Annotated in this window: 14 protein-coding genes; 5 read left to right on the top strand and 9 right to left on the bottom strand. The window is 71.1% G+C overall.

Translation table 11 applies throughout. The annotated features are described in order from the left end of the window. Positions 1–154: 154 nt before the first annotated feature. Positions 155–625 carry a hypothetical protein gene (locus ACFY36_RS23220; protein WP_499748035.1) on the top strand — a complete coding sequence of 157 codons (471 nt, stop codon included), beginning with the start codon at positions 155–157 and terminating at the stop codon, positions 623–625. Between the two features lie 27 nt (positions 626–652). On the opposite strand, the gene ACFY36_RS23215 is transcribed toward ACFY36_RS23220, so the two are convergent. The 9 genes from ACFY36_RS23215 to ACFY36_RS23175 form a co-directional block, all read right to left on the bottom strand. Further along, complete coding sequence (locus ACFY36_RS23215; protein WP_499748034.1) at positions 653–1,105, bottom strand: lamin tail domain-containing protein; 453 nt, start codon at positions 1,103–1,105, stop codon at positions 653–655. A 107-nt stretch (positions 1,106–1,212) separates the two neighbouring features. Beyond that, entirely contained in the window at positions 1,213–1,722 is a 510-nt protein-coding gene (locus ACFY36_RS23210) for a hypothetical protein (RefSeq protein ID WP_499748033.1), read from the bottom strand. An 18-nt stretch (positions 1,723–1,740) separates the two neighbouring features. Further along, entirely contained in the window at positions 1,741–1,956 is a 216-nt protein-coding gene (locus tag ACFY36_RS23205) for a hypothetical protein (RefSeq protein WP_499748032.1), read from the bottom strand. A gap of 27 nt (positions 1,957–1,983) precedes the next feature. Next, the gene (locus ACFY36_RS23200; protein WP_499748031.1) at positions 1,984–5,145 is read right to left on the bottom strand and encodes a cyclic nucleotide-binding protein; all 3,162 of its coding nucleotides are present in this window, start codon (positions 5,143–5,145) and stop codon (positions 1,984–1,986) included. Positions 5,146–5,356: 211 nt separating this feature from the next. Then, on the bottom strand, positions 5,357–6,982 hold the full coding sequence (locus tag ACFY36_RS23195) for a S1C family serine protease (RefSeq protein WP_499748030.1): 1,626 nt from the start codon (positions 6,980–6,982) through the stop codon (positions 5,357–5,359). A 39-nt stretch (positions 6,983–7,021) separates the two neighbouring features. Further along, a complete protein-coding gene (locus ACFY36_RS23190; protein WP_499748029.1) occupies positions 7,022–8,605 on the bottom strand; it encodes a sensor histidine kinase in 1,584 nt (527 codons plus the stop codon). An 8-nt stretch (positions 8,606–8,613) separates the two neighbouring features. After that, entirely contained in the window at positions 8,614–9,327 is a 714-nt protein-coding gene (locus tag ACFY36_RS23185) for a response regulator transcription factor (RefSeq protein ID WP_360242911.1), read from the bottom strand. Between the two features lie 68 nt (positions 9,328–9,395). Beyond that, positions 9,396–10,163 (bottom strand): lysophospholipid acyltransferase family protein, encoded by a 768-nt coding sequence (locus ACFY36_RS23180; protein WP_499748028.1) that lies wholly within the window; start codon positions 10,161–10,163, stop codon positions 9,396–9,398. Next, positions 10,160–10,921: a GNAT family N-acetyltransferase gene (locus ACFY36_RS23175; RefSeq protein WP_499748027.1), complete on the bottom strand. Its 762-nt coding sequence runs from the start codon at positions 10,919–10,921 to the stop codon at positions 10,160–10,162. The genes ACFY36_RS23180 and ACFY36_RS23175 overlap by 4 nt, the downstream gene beginning before the upstream one ends. A 94-nt stretch (positions 10,922–11,015) precedes the next feature. Between ACFY36_RS23175 and ACFY36_RS23170 the strand changes: the two genes are divergently transcribed. The 4 genes from ACFY36_RS23170 to ACFY36_RS23155 all read left to right on the top strand — a co-directional run bounded on the left by ACFY36_RS23170 (position 11,016) and on the right by ACFY36_RS23155 (position 17,309). Next, positions 11,016–11,672: a hypothetical protein gene (locus ACFY36_RS23170; RefSeq protein WP_499748026.1), complete on the top strand. Its 657-nt coding sequence runs from the start codon at positions 11,016–11,018 to the stop codon at positions 11,670–11,672. 36 nt (positions 11,673–11,708) lie between these two features. After that, the gene (locus ACFY36_RS23165; protein WP_499748025.1) at positions 11,709–12,620 is read left to right on the top strand and encodes an ABC transporter ATP-binding protein; all 912 of its coding nucleotides are present in this window, start codon (positions 11,709–11,711) and stop codon (positions 12,618–12,620) included. Next, positions 12,617–13,447, top strand: a complete 831-nt coding sequence (locus ACFY36_RS23160; protein ID WP_499748024.1) for a DUF2705 family protein — start codon at positions 12,617–12,619, stop codon at positions 13,445–13,447. Before ACFY36_RS23165 ends, ACFY36_RS23160 begins: the two co-directional genes overlap by 4 nt. A gap of 136 nt (positions 13,448–13,583) precedes the next feature. Continuing rightward, positions 13,584–17,309: a multifunctional oxoglutarate decarboxylase/oxoglutarate dehydrogenase thiamine pyrophosphate-binding subunit/dihydrolipoyllysine-residue succinyltransferase subunit gene (locus ACFY36_RS23155; RefSeq protein WP_499748211.1), complete on the top strand. Its 3,726-nt coding sequence runs from the start codon at positions 13,584–13,586 to the stop codon at positions 17,307–17,309. Positions 17,310–17,359: the final 50 nt, after the last annotated feature.

Genomic DNA, 17,359 nt, shown 5'->3' with positions numbered 1-17,359 from the left:
TTCGACGCCTTAAAGCTTTACGCAGGAACGCCCGGTCTCCCAGCGATTCCCCTGTCGGCGAATCCGCTCTCGGCATAACACGGTCATTTTCCCCCACCCGGCATCCTGTTCCCGTGACGAACATCGAATTCCGCCCTGGCGACATGCTGGAGATATGACCGAGCCCGACGCCGGCCGGCTTGACGCCGGCGCGCAGTGCCGGGTCGGCATCTCGCCCACCCTTGTGCACGTGATCGAGGTGCAGCATTTCGATCCGCCACTCGAAACGGGCTGGCTGCCGCGCCCTCGCCGCGAGATCGTCGTACTGCTCCACGGCGTGGCCGAGGATCCCGAGATCCTGGACCAGGGATACGGATTCGACCCCGACGACGGCATCCCGCTCAACATCCGGCTGGTCTTCCGCCCGTACGCCTTCCTCGAGCCGGGTGACGACGTGGCCGACGCGGCCGGGCGGGCCTGGCGTTTCGACAGCCCTCGGGACTGGCATCCCTACGACGGACGGGGTGGAACCCCGGCCTGGCCGCTGAGCCTGCTGGCGGGTGACGGTGAGGCGGTGGCCGGCGCCACCTCGACGGGCTCCCATGCCGCGGAGATCGCCGGGCCGCCGGTGGGCCCGCGCCGCTGAGGGCGCGGCGCGGGACCGTGGCCGGGGTCAGCAGTTGGTGGCTACGCCCTTGCCGAACTTGCAGGTGTTGATGGTCTTTCCGGCCGGGTTGCGCAGGGTCGCGGTGTCGCCCGTGTTGTTCCAGATGTAGTTGCCCGAACCCCAGTAGCGGTCCACCGCGGACGGCTTTCCGGCCGTTCCCTTGCCGGTGTGCACGACCACCGACTTGCCGGGGGCCAGGGCGTAGGCGCCGAACTTGTACACGTGGTTGGCCGCGTCGCGGACGGTGAAGTTCTTCAGCTGGATCGTCTTCTTGGTGCTGTTGGTCAGCCGGAACCATTCGGCGTTCAGGCTCGCGTTGCTGCGGGTGTCCGAGCCCGGCGAGTCGTAGTAGATCCGGCTGAAGTACACCGGCGCCTCGGCCGCCTGGGCCGGCGTGGCCACCGCGAAACCCAGCATTGACGCCGCGGCCGCCGCCGCCACGAAGAACCTCTTCTTCACCCTGTCTGCCTTTCCTCGAGAACGGAGCCCGCTGATGGTGCCCTGTCCAACGAGGAGCGGCCGGGAAACGCAGTTCCGCTGAACGGCCGGAACCGTCCGGCCGTACGTCAGCTGCCCTCGGTCCAGACGGAGCGGTCGAGGAAACCGTCGCCGTCGTCGTCGTACATCCGTTTCTCGAAGTCGCCGTCGTGGTCCTTGTCGTAGCCGGCGAAGTCGACGCGGTTGTCGAGGTCGAGGTCGACGCCGATGAAGTCGGTGTGCCCGTCGTCGTTGAGGTCGACCAGGATGTCGACGCCGCCGTCGGCGCGACCGCGGTAGGTCGCCTCGTCGAGCGTGCCGTCGCCGTCCGCGTCGACCTGGTTGTCGTAGTCCTCGGGAGGCGTCTGTTCCCGTACGGCTTCGCTCACCGACACGATCTCCTCGGTCAGCGAGGTGAGGGACAACGGCGCGTCGCCGAAGCCCGCGACCGCCGGAAGGCCGTCGAGGTCGGGGTTGTCGCCCAGGCCGGAGACCGGTTCCGGCACTGACAGGTCCTGACCGCTCTGGGTCGTGACCATGCCGGCCACCGTGCCGAACTCGGACCACGGGCCCAGGTCGTCGCCGCCGAACTTAGCCATCACTGCACCATAGGGCCATCAGTCCAGCTCCGGCATCGCCACCGCGGCGGGACGGGGGCGGCACGAGCCGCACTGCACCGCGTCGTCGACGACGAGCGCCTCGGCCCGGCGCCGGCTCTCGGAGCGGTTCACCTGAAGGATGTACGGCCCGAACCGGGCGTGGTCCGCGCAGACGCCGCGGCCGCAGAAGCGGCAGGTGGCGCGGGCGGGCTCGGCACAGAACCAGCAGAGCATCAAGCCTCCTGTGTGGGGACTCCGCGCTCAGCCGCCGGCTCCGCCCTCCCCGGTGCTCTGCGTCGTCTCGGGCACGTCCGGCGTGGTGGGCGGCGTCGTCGCGGGAGTCGTCGGCGGGGTGGTGGGCGGCGTCGTCCTCGGAGTCGTCGGCGGAGTGGTCGGCGGCCGGGGCGTCGTGGGCCGGACGGTCGGTGACGTCGTGGTGGGCGGCGCGGTCGTCGTCGGACGGGTGGTGGCCGTCGTCTCCGTCGGGTCGGTGGGGGCCTCGGGATCGGTGGTCTCGACGGGATCATCGGTCTGTGACGGTGTGACTACAGTAGCGCTCACCGACGGCGGGGTGCTCGGAGCGGTCGACGGATCCTCGGCCGGGGTGGACTCCTCCGACTCCTCGGTGGCCGGGGCGCTCTCCTCCGGCGGCGCCACGGGCGCGCCGTCCTTGCAGGCGAGCTGGGCGCCGGTCGCGGCCGAGGCCGTACCGCCGGCGGCGACCTTGCCCGAGGAGACGATGACCGCGGCCGGCTCGACCGCGAACCAGGCGGCGCCGTCGTTGGTGACCCGGCCCTCGCTGCGGTCGACGGTGAGGGCGAGCGGCCGGAAGGCGCCGCTCGTGCTGCCGGTGCCGGCGAGCAGCCGGCCGCTCTGGAGCGAGAGCATGGCCACCGGCGCGCGGTGCCGGCCGCTCTCCACGTGCAGGCCGCCGATGCCGACCTTGCTGCCGCCGCAGATCAGCGTGGACGCTCCACCCGGGAAGATCAGCTCGGCCGACGAGCCGGCCGGGACGTCGAGGGTCTCGCCCTGGTCGATGTGGCGGGACGCGCCGGCCGCGAGGGTCTGCTGCTCGCCGTCGAAGGTGGCCGTCACTCCCCCGGCGCCGACGGTCAGCAGCAGCTGGTCGGAGGGCATCTCGGCCCATGCCGGGCCGGCCTTGAAGTTGAGCCCGGCGAAGAACAGGGCTCCGGTCAGCACCACCACGGCGGCCCACCGCAGCCCGCGCTCGAAACGCTGGTCGGCCCCGGGGTCGGCCTCCTCCTCGGGCGGGCCGGGCGGCACCGCGAGGGGCGGATAGGCGCCCCGTGTCCCGGAGCTCAGGAAGCCTCTCACCGTGACGACGGGCATCTCCGAGCCGGGCCGGTGGGTGGCGCCGACCAGCGGCGGCAGGTCGGAGGCGTCCGGCAGCACCCAGAGCCGCACCGGCGTGCGCGACTGGGCCACCATGCCGGGGCTGCCCTCGCCGACCGGGCCGACCAGCGTGCCGCGGCGCAGCTCGATGCCGTCGGGCAGGGCGATGACGCCGGACTCGACGACCACCGCGTGGGTCGGCCCGGGCAGGATGACCGGCGCCCCGGGGTCGAGGTCGACCGGGTGGGCCGAGGCGATCAGGGCGAGCCGCTGGTCGACGGCGAGGCCGGCCAGCGCCGGGGTGTCGGCGAACAGCGCCTCGGCCTCGGCCCGGTCCTGCGGCGGCGGGCCGGGCAGCGGTCCGACCACTGTGGCCACGGTCGCGGTGGGCACCGAGAGCAGCGTGGTGCCGGCGGTGTGCCAGTCGAGCTGGGTCGACCGGCCGGTCAGCGCGTTGACCAGGCCGACGACCGCGCCGGGGCCGACATGGTGGCGGATCGTGCCGGGCGGGTCGCCGGGCCGGCGCGCCTCCAGGGCGCCCTCGACGACCACGAACACGGCCTGTTGGGAGCCGCCGGAGAGCACGACCTGGCGCCCTTTCGGCGGATGCACCCAGCGGGCCCGGGCGGCCAGGCCCTGGAGCGCCGGCTCGGGCAGCCCACCGAGCTCGGAGGCGCGCAGCGCGGCGAGCCGGCGCGGGCTGTCGGCCTCGCGATCGTTCTCGGCGCGGCGCAGCCGGGAGCCGGCCAGCCGGTGGGCGGCCTTGCCGGCCACGAAGAAGACGACCGGGCCGGCCACTCCAGCCATGATCAGCAGGAGCAGCAGGGCGCCGAGCGGCCCGGAGTGCCACAGCCCGGTGGCCGCGCTCGAGAGGCGGTCGATCCAGAGCCGGTACGCCAGGACGAGCGCCAGCGCGATCCAGGCCACGGCGAGGTAGCCGTACAGCGCGATCAGGCGCCCCTCGCGGTCGAGCGTCTTCCAGGCCGGCGACCGCCCGCGCAGCCGGCCACCCAGCCAGGCCAGCGCCCGGTCACGCAGCTGCGGAATCTCGGTCCAGTCGGTCAGCAGCTGCTGTCCGTCACGCCGCAGCAGCGGGCTGAGCTGGAAGAACAGGCTCAGATAGCAGAGAAAGGCGAGCTTGAAGGTGAGGCCGGCCAGCGGTGGCACGGCCAGTCCGGCGAGCTGGGCCACGCCGGCCAGCAGCAGCAGACCGGCCGGGCCGGTGGCGGCCACGAGCAGCCGGGCGCGGCGCCCGGCCATCCACACGTCGCTGGTTTCGACGAAGAGCGAGGGCAGGCCGTACGACACCAGCAGGCCGGCCGCCGGGACCTCACGCCCCGTGGCCTTGACCGCCATGGCCCGCCCGAGCTCGCGCACGCCGGCCACGACGGGGCCCAGCAGCAGGAGCACGAGCGCGCCGAGCAGGTAGGAGTCACCGGCCAGGAACAGCGACCGGCTGCCGCGGGCCCAGGTGACGGCGAACAGGGCCACGCCGAGCACCGAGAGCACACCGACGGCGATGCCGGCGCCCTTGCCGAACAGGAAGCGGCCGCCGGCCCGGTAGAGGGTGAGGAACAGGCCGTCGGCGTCGAAGGTGAGCAGGCGGGGCCCGGTGGCGGCGGGCGAGGGCAGCGGCCGCCGGCCGATCTCCTCGAGCGGGCGGAACGCGTCCATCGGCAGCTCGTCGAGCATGCGGTGGGAGGCCAGGTCGGCCACGACCCGGCGGACCTGGTCGGGGGCGAGCCGCCCGGCGATCCGCGCGAACTCGGCGACCAGCCGGGTGACGGTGTTCTCGCCGTCCATCAGCAGGGCGAGCTGCCACTCCTCGGCGGTGAGGCGTAGATATCCGGCGCGGGTGCCGTCGTCGGGCGAGCGCAGCAGGAGATATTCGCCGCCGCGGGCGTCGGCGAGCTGCACGGCCTCGATGCCGGCGCGGAGCACCGGCCGGGCCCGGGACGGGTTGAGGCGGTCGACGACGGCGCCCCAGAGACCCGGATCGCCGGACTCGCCCGGAGCGCGCCCGGCCACGGCCTCCCAGACATTTGTCCGGCTTTCGACGTACGACGTCACGGAAGGGCGCGCCTCTCACTGCCTCGGTGTCGCCGCATGGGCGATGGCGAATGGCAGATTAGGCCGTCCGGGCGGCCGAAGGCGAGAGGCGCGGGTCGAATTGAGGCGTTTTCCCCGGAATCGGAGAATGACGCCGGACAAACGTACGGCGGGCGGCGCGGCAACCCCCTTGCCGCACCGCCCGCCGTAGCGGGGAGGGAACTTCTGGTCGTTACTTGGACTCGGCCAAGGTGACGGTGACCGTCTTCTTGGCGCCGTCCCGCGTGTATTCCAGCGTCATCTGCTGACCGACCGAGCCGCCCTGAACCGCGCCCACCAGGTCGTCCGAGTCGCCGATGCTCTTGCCGTCGGCCGAGGTGATGACGTCGCCCTGCTGAAGGCCGGCCTTGGCCGCCGCGCTGCCCGCGGTGACCTGGCTGACCAGGGCGCCGCCGTTCTCGGCGTCGGCCACGCTCACACCGAGCGCCGGGTGGCTGACCTTCTTGCCGGCCATCAGGTCCTCGGCGACCTGCTTGGCCTTGTCGCTCGGGATGGCGAAGCCGAGGCCGATGTTGCCGCTGCTGCTGCCCTGGGTGGCGATCGCCGAGTTGATGCCGATGACCTCGCCGTTGACGTTGACCAGAGCGCCGCCCGAGTTGCCCGGGTTGATCGGCGCGTCGGTCTGCAGCAGGCCGGACATCGTCGTGCTGGAGCCCGACTGCTGCTGGCTCTGGCCGCCGAACGGGCTCTGCTGCTGGTCTTCCTCGCTGCTGGACTGGATGGTGCGGTCCTTGGCGCTGATGATGCCGGCCGTGACCGAGCCCTCGAGGCCGAGCGGGCTGCCGATGGCCAGCACGGTGTCGCCGACCTGGGTCTTGGCGCTGGCGCCGAAGGTGGCGGCCTTGAGGTCGGACAGGCCGGACACCTTGACCACGGCCAGGTCGGTGCGCTCGTCGGTGCCGACGATCGTGGCCGACGCCTTCTTGCCGTCGGCGAAGATCACCGTGACGTTGCTGCCCTGCGCGGTGGCGACCACGTGGTTGTTGGTGACGATGTAGCCGTCCTTGGACAGCACGACGCCCGAGCCCTCACCGCTGTCGGTGGTGATCGAGACGACGCTGTCCTGCACCGCGGAGGCGATCGTGGCCAGCGACGAGCGGTCGACCACCCGGGTGGTGGACGAGTTGGCGGTCTGCACCGCGGGCGCCGAGTCGTCGTCGTCGAACGCCAGCGCGGTCGCGGCGCCGACGCCACCGGCGCCGAGCGCGATCAGCACGGCCGCCGCGCCGGCGATCAGGATCTTGCGGCCCCGCGTGTTGCGCGGCCGCTGCTGCTGGTCGACGGGCGCCGCCCAGGCCGGCTGTCCGTCCGACGCCCAGGTCTGGCCCTCGCTCCAGGCCTGGCCCTCGGCGGCGCCGATCTGGGGCTGCGTCTGCGTGGTGCCGCCGGCGGGGGCCCAGGCGCCCGGCGTGCCGGCGTAGGCCGACTGCTGCGCGTAGGGCGAGTGGGGCTGCTGCGGCTGCTGAGGCTGGCCGTAAGGCTGGTAGCCGGGGTGTTGGTGACCCGGCTGCTGGTAACCGGGGTGCTGCTGCCACGGGGACTGCTGCCACTGGGGCGGCCCGGACTGCGGAACACCGGACTGCGGAATGCCGGACTGCGGGGCAGCGGCCTGAGGCGCGCCGGACTGAGGAACGCCGGACTGCGGGGCAGCGGCCGGCGGGCCCCACTGGGGGGTCTGCGGCGCGGCCGGGGGAACGACGGGCTGCGCGGCCGTCGGCTCCTCAGACTGTCCCCGCTCCGGGCTGCTGCTCTCAGAGGAGGCGTCCGCGGCTCGCGGGTCGGTCTCGTTCTCGTTCATGCCCACAACCTTGCCCCGTCGCGCTCGTACCGACCTGTGTTAGCCCTGGATGTTTTCTGTGAAGGCTTTATCCGGATTTAGCGTAGGCAAAGTCACCTTGAAGGTGGCCCCCTGCCCCGATTCCGAGATCACCTCGACGGTTCCTTGGTGTGACCTGACGATCGCCGCCACGATGGCCAGCCCCAGACCGGTGCCGGTGGCCGCCCGCTGGGTGTTGCGCGTGCGTGCCTCGTCCACCCGGTAGAACCGTTCGAAGATATGCGCTTTCTGGTTCTCGGTCAGCCCCGGCCCGGTGTCCGACACCTCGAACGCCGCCCGGCCGCCCGCCTCGGCGTACACCCGCAGGGTCACCGTCGCCTCCGGCGGCGTGTGCACCAGGGCGTTGGTCATCAGGTTGCCGATCACCTGGCGCAGGCGGGCGTCGTCGCCGTTGACGACCAGGCTCTCGGCGCTGTCGCGGACCTCGAGCTCGATCGTGCGCTCGGGCGCGGTGGCCTGCGCGGCCTCGACCGCGTCGAGCGCCAGCACCGGCAGCTCGACCGGGGCCAGGTTGAGCGGCCGCTCCCGGTCGAGTCGGGCCAGCAGCAGCAGATCTTCGACGAGCAGGCCCATCCGGGCCGCCTCGTCCTCGATGCGCCGCACCAGCTTGGCCACATCCTCCGGGTTGGTGACCGCGCCCTGGCGGTAGAGCTCGGCGAAGCCGCGGATGGTGGTCAGCGGCGTCCGCAGCTCGTGTGAGGCGTCGGCCACGAACTGCCGCATCTTGCCCTCGGAGCGCACGGCCCGCGACTCGGAATGCTGGGCCGCCTCGGCCGCGTCCTTCGCGACCGACTCGGCCGCGCGGGCCGCCGCCTCCGACTCGGCGCGGGCGGTGAAGGCCGCCTCGATCTGCGCCAGCATGGCGTTGAGGGCCCGGGAGAGCCGGCCCAGCTCGGTCGTGGGTGGCCCGCCGTGGCCCTCGGGGTCGGGCACGCGCTGGGTGAGGTCGCCGGCGCCGATCGCGGCCGCGGTGCGCTCGATCTGATGAAGCGGGATCAGGCTCTGCCGGACCAGGGCGGCCCCGACCGAGGCGAGCGCGATCAGCACGCCCACACCGACCAGCAGGTCGACCCAGAGCAGCTGGCTGACCGCCTGTTTGATCACCGAGAGCTTCTCGGCGACCTGGAGGACCGCGCCGCTCTGGTCGACGATGACCAGCACACGCCACTCGACCTTGCCGTTGGCCGACTTGACCGTGTACGGCTGACCGAGCACCGCGTTGATGTCGTCGAGCCCCTTGACCAGGGGCGGATAGTCGGCCTCGGTCAGGCTGTCGTCGCCTTTGGCGACGCCGTCGGGATCGCGCACCCCGCTGACCGAGCTCAGCGAGACGAAGAAGTCGGCCGGCACCGGGATCTTCGTGGCGTAGCGCAGCCGGGAGATCGTGGCCGCGTAGACGCTGATCGACGAGTCGACCCGCTTGAGCAGGTAGTTGTGCAGCGCGTAGGTGCTCGCGGCGCTTATCGCGACCAGCGCCGCGAAGACCAGGGTCAGCACGGAGGCCACCAGCTTGACCCGCAGCGGGACGGAGCGCAGGCTGCCCTGCGCGGGGAGCGTGGTGCGTACCCGCTCGGTGAGGGTCACGGCGCGGCTCAGACGGCGGGTTTGCGCAGCACGTAACCGACGCCGCGAAGGGTGTGGATCAGCCGCGGCTGCACGTTGTCGACCTTGCGGCGCAGGTACGAGATGTACGACTCGACGATGTTGTCGTCACCGCGGAAGTCGTATTTCCAGACGTGGTCGAGGATCTGCGCCTTGGAGAGCACCCGGTTGGCGTTGAGCATGAGGTAGCGCAGGAGCTTGAACTCGGTCGGCGAGAGCTGCACGCGCTGACCGGCGCGGTAGACCTCGTGGGTCTCCTCGTCGAGCTCGAGGTCGGCGAAGACCAGGCGCGACGGCTCCTCGTCGCCCTGCGTCGTGCGGCGCAGCACCGCCCGGATGCGGGCGGTGAGCTCCTCGAGGCTGAACGGCTTGGTGACGTAGTCGTCGCCGCCCAGGGTGAGGCCGCGGATCTTGTCGTCCGTGCCGTCCCGGGCGGTCAGGAAGACCACGGGGGTGCGCTGGCCGCCCTCGCGCATGAGCCGGATGACCTCGAAACCGTCGAGGTCGGGCAGCATCACGTCGAGGACGACGAGGTCGGGGGTGGAGTTTTTCGCCGCGCTGACCGCCGCGCTGCCGCTCGTCGCGGTGCTCACGTCGAAGCCGGCGAATCGAAGGCTGGCGGAAAGCAGCTCGAGGATGTTCGCGTCGTCCTCGACGACGAGCAGTTTCGCCTCGGCCTGCTTGGGCTGGGTCTGAACGGCCATGACACCCAGTATTTATCAGTCCGCTGCGACCGGCCTGCACGGCGGCTGAAAGTTTTCTGAAAGCCTGCTTAGGCCGCCAGGCGGTACCCGGACACCCGGAGGGAGGCCTGCGCGGCGCGGGCGAGCGCCTTGCGGTCGGCTCCGGCGGCCGGGCGCAGCGCGGGCGCGGTCACGAGGGTAACGGTCAGCTTCTTGAGAGCGGCGACCCGGCGTACGGAATCCCACAGGGTGTCCTCGCCGATGAAGGCAGCCGCGGTCGAGTCGTAGACGAGCGAGGCCGGCACCACGGGAGCGCCCGCGTCGATGGCCGCTTGGAAGAGCGCCGGCCGGAAAGCCCCCTGGTTGGCGCCGCAGTAGGTGGTGCCCTCGGGGAAGGCCGCGACCGTCCGGCCGGAGCGCAGCGCCGCGGTCACCTCGGCCACCGTGCCCGGCAGGGCCTTGGGCCGGGAGCGGTCGATGAAGATGGCGCCGGAGAGGCCGGCCAGCGCGCCGATGCCCGGCCACGCGCCGACCTCGCCCTTGGCCACCAGGCGCACCGGCGCCGACGCCATCAGCACCAGGATGTCCAGCCAGGAGACGTGGTTGGCGACCAGCATGCTGCCCGGCCGCACGGCCGGGCCCTGCCGGACGACCTTGACGCCCAGGACCGCGAGCATCGTGCGGGCCAGGGTCCGCAGCGCGACTCCCCGCAGGAGAGGCACGAGCAGCAGGCCCCCGAGGAGTACGCCGGCCAGCGTGACCATGCGCAGGAATCCGGCGCCGGGCAGCACCCGCCGGTCGAGACCGTCCCGGCACATCGCGGTGCACCCGGACACGGGCTGCCACAGGGCGATCATCGGGCCGCTCCCAGGAAGTGGCGGCGGTACCGCGGGTCCAGCCGGTCCATGGAGAACAGCACGTAGAAGTCGGCGCAGTTGAAGTCGGGGTCGTAGGCGGGCTCGCCACAGACCCAGCTGCCGATCCGCAGATAGCCCTTGAGCAGCGCCGGTGGCTGCACCTTGGGATCACCCTCGAGATCGGTCTCGCCCAGCCAGTCGCGGCGCGGGGTGACCCGCAGGGCGGGCGGCGACAGGTGCTTGTCGCGCACCCGGGCCCAGACGCCGGCCGCGGTGACGCCGCCGTCGTCGAGCGGCACCGAGGCGCAGCCGCCGAGCCAGCGCAGGTTGTTCAGGTGCAGGTAGCGGGCGATGCCGGCCCACATCAGGTTGACGACCGCGCCGGTGCGGTGGTCGGGGTGCACGCAGGACCGGCCGGTCTCGACCAGTTGGTCACGCAGGGGACGCAGGCCGGACAGGTCGAACTCGCCGTCGCCGTAGCGGCGGCCGGCGCGCTCGGCGGCCTTCGGGGGAAGCATCCGATAGGTGCCGACCACCGCGCCGGACGCGTCGTCGCGCACGATCAGGTGGTCGCAGAACTCGTCGAACTCGTCGACGTCGCGACCGTCGGGAGAGTCGGGGAGCCGGGCGCCGAGCTCGCCGGCGAAGACGTCGTGTCGCAGCCGCTGCGCGGCGGCGACCTGCTCGGGGTCGTCGGCGATGAGCAGGGTGTAGCCGCTGGTCCCGGTGGGGGCGGCGGCGGTAAGTAATACGGCCATGTGACTTGTGTAAGGGTGACACCTGCCGATGGAATGTCGGTCCAGGTGGCGATTCATGGCCACAAAATGAACGGCTTGTGCGAGCCTTCCTCACATGCTTCTGCCACGTCGCTACAACGGGCCGCCGGGAACCGGAAACGGCGGATGGTCGGCCGGGGCGTTCGCCGCCGCGGCCGGCGCACGGCCGGGTGGGCCGGTGTTCGAGGTGACCCTGCGGGTGCCGCCGCCGCTGGAGACCGAGCTGCGGCTCGACGAGGGCTCGGTGCTCGACGGCGACACGCTCGTGGCCTCGCTGGCCGAGGTGGAACCGGGGCTGCCGGCGGTGGCGCCGGCCGGGCCGGCCGAGGCGGAAGAGGCGTCGCGGTCGTACCCCGGCTTCACGGCCCATCCCTTCCCCACGTGCTACGTGTGCGGCACCGAGCGCCCCGACGGGTTGCGCATTTTCTCCGGGCCGCTGCCGGACGGGCGTACGGCCGCACCCTGGTCCGTGCCCGAAGGGACGGATCTCCCGGTGGTGTGGGCCGCGCTCGACTGTCCCGGTGGATGGGCGGCGCTGATCAACGGGCGGACGTACGTGCTGGGACGGATCGCGGCCGAGGTCACGGCCCTCCCCGAAGTGGGCACGACCTGCGTGGTCGTGGGCGCGGCGGTCGAGTTCAGCGGCCGCAAGGCGCTCGTCGGCTCCACCGTGTACGGACCGGAGGGTGACCGTCTCGCCACGGCACGGGCCACATGGATCGCCACGGTTTAGTAGGTTGACCTTTCCCAGCCCTCGGAAAGGATTTCGATGAGCACCGACGAGATCGTCGTCGAGCACCTCACGAAGCAATACAAACGTCTACGTGCGGTGGACGATCTGTCGTTCAGCGTCCGCACCGGCCGCGTGACCGGCTTCCTCGGTCCCAACGGCGCCGGTAAGACCACGACGCTGCGCATGCTGCTCGGACTGGTCACCCCGACCTCCGGCCACGCCACCTTCGGCGGCACCAAGTACGTCGACCTGCACGACCCGATCAAGCACGTCGGCGCGGTGCTCGAGGCGTCCAGCGCCCACCGCGGCCGCACCGGGCGCAACCACCTGCGGATGATCTGCCGCGCGGCCGGCCTGCCGGACACCCGGGCCGACGAGGTGCTCACCATCGTCGGGCTCACCCCGGCCGCCAACCGCAAGTTCAAGGGCTACTCGCTGGGCATGCGCCAGCGGCTCGGCATCGCCGCGGCCCTGCTCGGCGACCCGCGCGTGCTGATCCTCGACGAGCCGGCCAACGGTCTCGACCCCGAGGGCATCCGCTGGATGCGCGACCTGCTCAAGGCGCTGGCCAACGAGGGGCGCACGGTGCTGGTCTCCAGCCACCTGCTGGGCGAGATGCAGCTGCTGGCCGACGACGTGGTGATCGTGGCGGCCGGCAAGCTGATCCGGCAGGGCCCGGTCGACGACGTGCTGGGCACGATGGGCACGGGCGCGCACGTCCGGGTCCGCACCCCGCAGCCGGCCGAGCTCAAGGCCGCCCTCTCCGAGCTGGACGCGACCGCCACCGAGCAGTCCGACGGCTCCCTCATGGTCGTCGGCGCCGAAGCGGCCGCGATCGGCCACGCCGCCTTCACCGCCTCGGTCGAGCTGCACGAGCTGGCCACCGAGCGCGGCGACCTCGAACAGGTGTTCCTGCAGCTGACGGCCGGAAAGGCTGGAATCCGATGAGTCTCGGCCTGGTCAACGCGGAACTGTTCAAGGTCCGCACCACCTCGATCTGGTGGATCCTCGGCATCGTGCTGGTGCCGCTGTACGCGGCGAGCGTGCTGGCCAACTGGGCCACCTTCGCCACCACCGACCCCGCCTCCACCGAGGGTGCGACCGACGTGCAGGCCGAGCAGGTGCAGGCCGCGCTCGAGCCGGTGAACGTGGCCACCACGATGTACACGAGCGGTCAGTACTTCGGCATCCTGATCGTGGTGCTGCTCGCCGCGATCATCGTGACCAGCGAGTTCTTCCACCTGACGGCCACTACCACGTTCCTGACCACGCCGCGGCGGGAATCGGTGATCCTGGCCAAGTTCGGCGCCGCGATCGTCATCGGCCTGATCGTCTGGCTGCTCACCACCGTGATCAACCTGATCGTGGTGCCGCCGATCATGTCGAACCTCGACGTGCCGGCGCAGCTGGGCTCGGGCGACGTGTGGCGGGCCATCGGGCTCAACGCGCTGGCCTTCATCCTGTGGGCGATCCTCGGCGTCGGCGTGGGCGTGCTGATCCGCAGCCAGATCGCGGCGACGCTGGTCCTGGCCATCTCGTACGTCGTCGGCAGCGCCGCCCTGCAGCTCGTGTTCTTCCTGCTCAGTCAGTGGGTGGCCGAGTGGATCAACAATCTTCAGGTGCTCGTGCCGACCACCGCCTCGCAACTTATGATTTCGGGAACCGACCTGCCCGGTAACCCTCCGCGCTGGGTCGGCGCCGCCGTGCTGATCGGCTACGCCGCGATCACGGGAATCATCGGCACATTGATCACCAAGCGTCGCGACATCAGTTAGTGAAAGCGCGTCACACAACCGACGTGGGGACAGTTCGCCTCTAGGGACGGCGTAGCCTGGATGCCGAATCCTTCCCGTCCCATGTGACGGAAACAGTCGCGTGCTGACAAACATGGTGAAAGAGGCGAACACGGAAGTGTCGACCCAGCAGACTTCTCATGAGAACCCACTCGCGGACTTCGGTCCCAACGAGTGGATCGTCGACGAGATGTACCAGCGATACCTGGCCGACCCCACCAGCGTCGACCCCGCATGGCACGACTTCTTCGCCGACTACAAGCCGGCGATGGCCACGGGTTCGATCGTGACGCCCGACGAGGCGACCGCGGCGAACGCCACCGCCAGCGCGAAGCGCGCCGGCACGGACGCTCCCGCCGCCACCACCGTCGCTCCTGTGAAGCCGACTGTTCCCGCCGCCGCTCCAGCCCAGGAGAAGCCGGCCCCGAAACCGGCGGCCAAGCCCGCGCCGAAGCCCGCTCCCGCCGAGGCCAACGGCAAGGCGGCCGAGGGCGCCAAGACCACCACGCTCCGCGGTGTCGCTGCCAAGATCGTACAGAACATGTCGGCCTCGCTGGAGGTGCCGACCGCCACATCGGTGCGCACGGTCCCGGCCAAGCTCATGGTCGACAACCGCATCGTGATCAACAACCACCTCCAGCGTGGCCGGGGCGGCAAGGTCAGCTTCACCCACCTGATCGGCTGGGCGCTGGTCCGCGCGGTCATGAAGCACCCGGAGATGAACAACTCGTTCGCCGAGGTCGACGGCAAGCCCGCGCTGGTGCAGCCCGAGCACATCAACCTCGGCATCGCCATCGACCTGGCCAAGAAGGACGGCTCCCGCACGCTGGTCGTGCCGTCCATCAAGGGCTGCGAGAAGATGGACTTCCGCAAGTTCTGGCAGGCGTACGAGGACGTGGTCCGCCGCGCCCGCCGCAACGAGCTGACCATGGACGACTACGCCGGCACGACGATCTCGCTCACCAACCCGGGCGGCATCGGCACGGTCCACTCCATCCCCCGCCTGATGACCGGCCAGAGCGCGATCATCGGCGTCGGCGCCATGGAATACCCCGCGCCCTACTCCGGCATGAGCGACGAGACCCTCACCGACCTCGGCGTCAGCAAGGTCACCACGCTGACCAGCACGTACGACCACCGGGTCATCCAGGGCGCGCAGTCCGGCGAGTTCCTCAAGGCGATGCACGAGTTCCTGCTCGGCGACCACGCCTTCTACGACGAGATCTTCACCTCGCTGCGCATCCCGTACGAGCCGGTCCGCTGGGTCCGCGACGTCGCGCACACCTCCGAGGGCCAGATCGACAAGGCGGCCCGGGTCGTCGAGCTCATCCACGCGTACCGGGTGCGCGGCCACCTCATGGCCGACACCGACCCGCTCGAGTTCGAGATCCGCCGCCACCCCGACCTCGACGTGCTCCAGCACGGGCTGACCCTGTGGGACCTCGACCGGACCTTCCCGGTCGGTGGCTTCGCCGGCAAGCAGAAGATGAAGCTGCGCGACGTGCTCGGTGTCCTGCGCGACACCTACTGCCGCCGGGTCGGCATCGAATACATGCACATCCAGGGCCCCGAGGAGCGGCGCTGGATCCAGGACCGCATCGAGATCAAATACACGAAGCCCGACCAGGACGAGCAGAAGCACATCCTCAACCGGCTGAACGCGGCCGAGGCGTTCGAGACCTTCCTGCAGACCAAGTTCGTCGGCCAGAAGAGGTTCTCGCTCGAGGGCGGCGAGTCGCTGATCCCGCTGCTCGACGCGGTGCTCGAGTCGTCGGCCGAGGCCGGGCTGGACGAGATGGTCATCGGCATGGCCCACCGTGGCCGGCTCAACGTGCTGGCCAACATCGTCGGCAAGCCGTACGAGAAGATCTTCAACGAGTTCGAGGGTCAGATGGACCCGAAGTCGGCCCACGGCTCCGGCGACGTCAAGTACCACCTGGGCCAGACCGGGAAGTACACGGCGCCCGACGGCGAGCACGCGACGACCGTCAGCGTGGTCGCCAACCCGTCCCACCTGGAAGCGGTCGACCCGGTCCTCGAGGGCATCGTCCGCGCCAAGCAGGACCGGCTCGACCTGGGCCTGCACGGATACACGGTGTTGCCGGTGCTCGTGCACGGCGACGCCGCGTTCGCCGGGCAGGGCGTGGTGGCCGAGACGCTCAACCTCTCCCAGCTGCGCGGATATCGCACCGGCGGCACGGTCCACGTGGTCGTCAACAACCAGGTCGGCTTCACCACCGCGCCCGAGTACAGCCGCTCGTCGCTCTACTCGACCGACGTGGCCCGGATGATCCAGGCGCCGATCTTCCACGTGAACGGCGACGACCCCGAGGCCGTCGTGCGGGTCGCCAAGCTGGCCTTCGAATATCGCCAGGCGTTCAACAAGGACGTCGTGATCGACCTGGTCTGCTACCGGCGCCGCGGTCACAACGAGGGCGACGACCCCTCGATGACCAACCCGCGCATGTACGAGATCATCGACACCAAGCGCTCGGTGCGGAAGCTCTACACCGAGGAGCTGATCGGCCGGGGTGACATCACCGTGGACGGCGCTCAGGAACAGCTGCGCGACTACCAGTCGCAGCTGGAGCAGGTCTTCAAGGCCACCCGCGACTCGGCCGGCACGCCGCCGCGCCCGCGGGTGATCTCCGAGGAGGCCGAGCCCGAGGTCGACACCGCGGTCGACGCGGCCGTGGTCCGCTCGGTCGGCCAGGCCCACATCGAGCTGCCCGACGGCTTCACCCCGCACAAGCGGGTGCAGCAGCTGCTCGAGCGCCGGGCCAAGATGGGCAACGACGGCGGCATCGACTGGGGCTTCGGCGAGCTGGTCGCGTTCGGCTCGCTGCTCAGCCAGGGCGTCACGGTCCGGCTCGCCGGCCAGGACTCGCGCCGCGGCACGTTCGTCTCCCGGCACGCCTCGGTCGTCGACGCCAAGACCGGTAAGGACTTCCTGCCGCTCTCGACGCTGGCCACCGGCAACGCCCGGTTCTTCGTGCACGACTCGCTGCTCAGCGAGTACGCGGCGATGGGCTTCGAGTACGGCTACTCGGTGGAGAACCCGGAGGCGCTGGTCCTCTGGGAGGCGCAGTTCGGCGACTTCGTCAACGGCGCCCAGTCGATCGTCGACGAGTTCATCTCCTCCGGCGAGGTGAAGTGGGGCCAGAAGTCGTCGCTGGTGCTGCTGCTCCCGCACGGCCAGGAGGGACAGGGCCCCGACCACTCGTCGGGCCGTCCCGAGCGGTTCCTCCAGCTCTGCGCGCAGGACAACATGCGGGTGGCCAACCCGACCACCCCGGCCAACTACTTCCACCTGCTGCGCCGCCAGGCCCTGTCCAGCAAGCGCAAGCCGCTGGTGGTCTTCTCGCCGAAGTCCCTGCTGCGCCACAAGCTCGCGGTGTCGTCGGTCGCCGACTTCACCCAGGGCACGTTCCAGCCGGTCATCGGCGACGCCGGGGTCAACGGCACGCCGCTGGACGCCGGCTCGGTCAAGCGGGTCCTGCTCTGCTCGGGCAAGGTCTACTACGACCTGTTCCAGGCCCGGGCCGAGCGCGGCATCACCGACACGGCGATCATCCGGATGGAGCAGATCTACCCGCTGCCGGTGAACGAGCTCAAGGCGATCCTGGCCCAGTTCCCGAACGCCGAGGACTACGCCTGGGTGCAGGAGGAGCCGGCCAACCAGGGCGCCTGGTCGTTCGTCGCGCTCAACCTGCTGGAGCACCTCGAGGGCGTACGCCTGCGGCGGATCTCCCGCCCGGCCGCCGCCGCGCCGGCGGTCGGCTCGGCCAAGATGCACGACGCCGAGCAGACGGCCCTGATCGAGGCCTCGCTGCCGCGTCCGTAAGGATCGGATGAGAGGGGGCGCTCCGCTGCGGCGGGGCGCCCCCTCCTACT

Source organism: Actinoplanes sp. NPDC000266 (genome assembly GCF_042899005.1).
In the GTDB taxonomy this organism is placed as follows: domain Bacteria; phylum Actinomycetota; class Actinomycetes; order Mycobacteriales; family Micromonosporaceae; genus Actinoplanes.
Note: the sequence above shows the minus strand (reverse complement) of the source record. Positions and strands in the feature narration are given on the sequence as shown.

Bases quoted from the DNA above. Each gene is read 5' to 3' on its own strand.
- ACFY36_RS23220 (WP_499748035.1), top strand. From the start codon at position 155: ATGACCGAGCCCGACGCCGGCCGGCTTGACGCCGGCGCGCAGTGCCGG.
- ACFY36_RS23210 (WP_499748033.1), bottom strand. From the start codon at position 1,722: ATGGCTAAGTTCGGCGGCGACGACCTGGGCCCGTGGTCCGAGTTCGGC.
- ACFY36_RS23205 (WP_499748032.1), bottom strand. From the start codon at position 1,956: ATGCTCTGCTGGTTCTGTGCCGAGCCCGCCCGCGCCACCTGCCGCTTC.
- ACFY36_RS23195 (WP_499748030.1), bottom strand. From the start codon at position 6,982: ATGAACGAGAACGAGACCGACCCGCGAGCCGCGGACGCCTCCTCTGAG.
- ACFY36_RS23185 (WP_360242911.1), bottom strand. From the start codon at position 9,327: ATGGCCGTTCAGACCCAGCCCAAGCAGGCCGAGGCGAAACTGCTCGTC.
- ACFY36_RS23180 (WP_499748028.1), bottom strand. From the start codon at position 10,163: ATGATCGCCCTGTGGCAGCCCGTGTCCGGGTGCACCGCGATGTGCCGG.
- ACFY36_RS23175 (WP_499748027.1), bottom strand. From the start codon at position 10,921: ATGGCCGTATTACTTACCGCCGCCGCCCCCACCGGGACCAGCGGCTAC.
- ACFY36_RS23170 (WP_499748026.1), top strand. From the start codon at position 11,016: ATGCTTCTGCCACGTCGCTACAACGGGCCGCCGGGAACCGGAAACGGC.
- ACFY36_RS23165 (WP_499748025.1), top strand. From the start codon at position 11,709: ATGAGCACCGACGAGATCGTCGTCGAGCACCTCACGAAGCAATACAAA.
- ACFY36_RS23160 (WP_499748024.1), top strand. From the start codon at position 12,617: ATGAGTCTCGGCCTGGTCAACGCGGAACTGTTCAAGGTCCGCACCACC.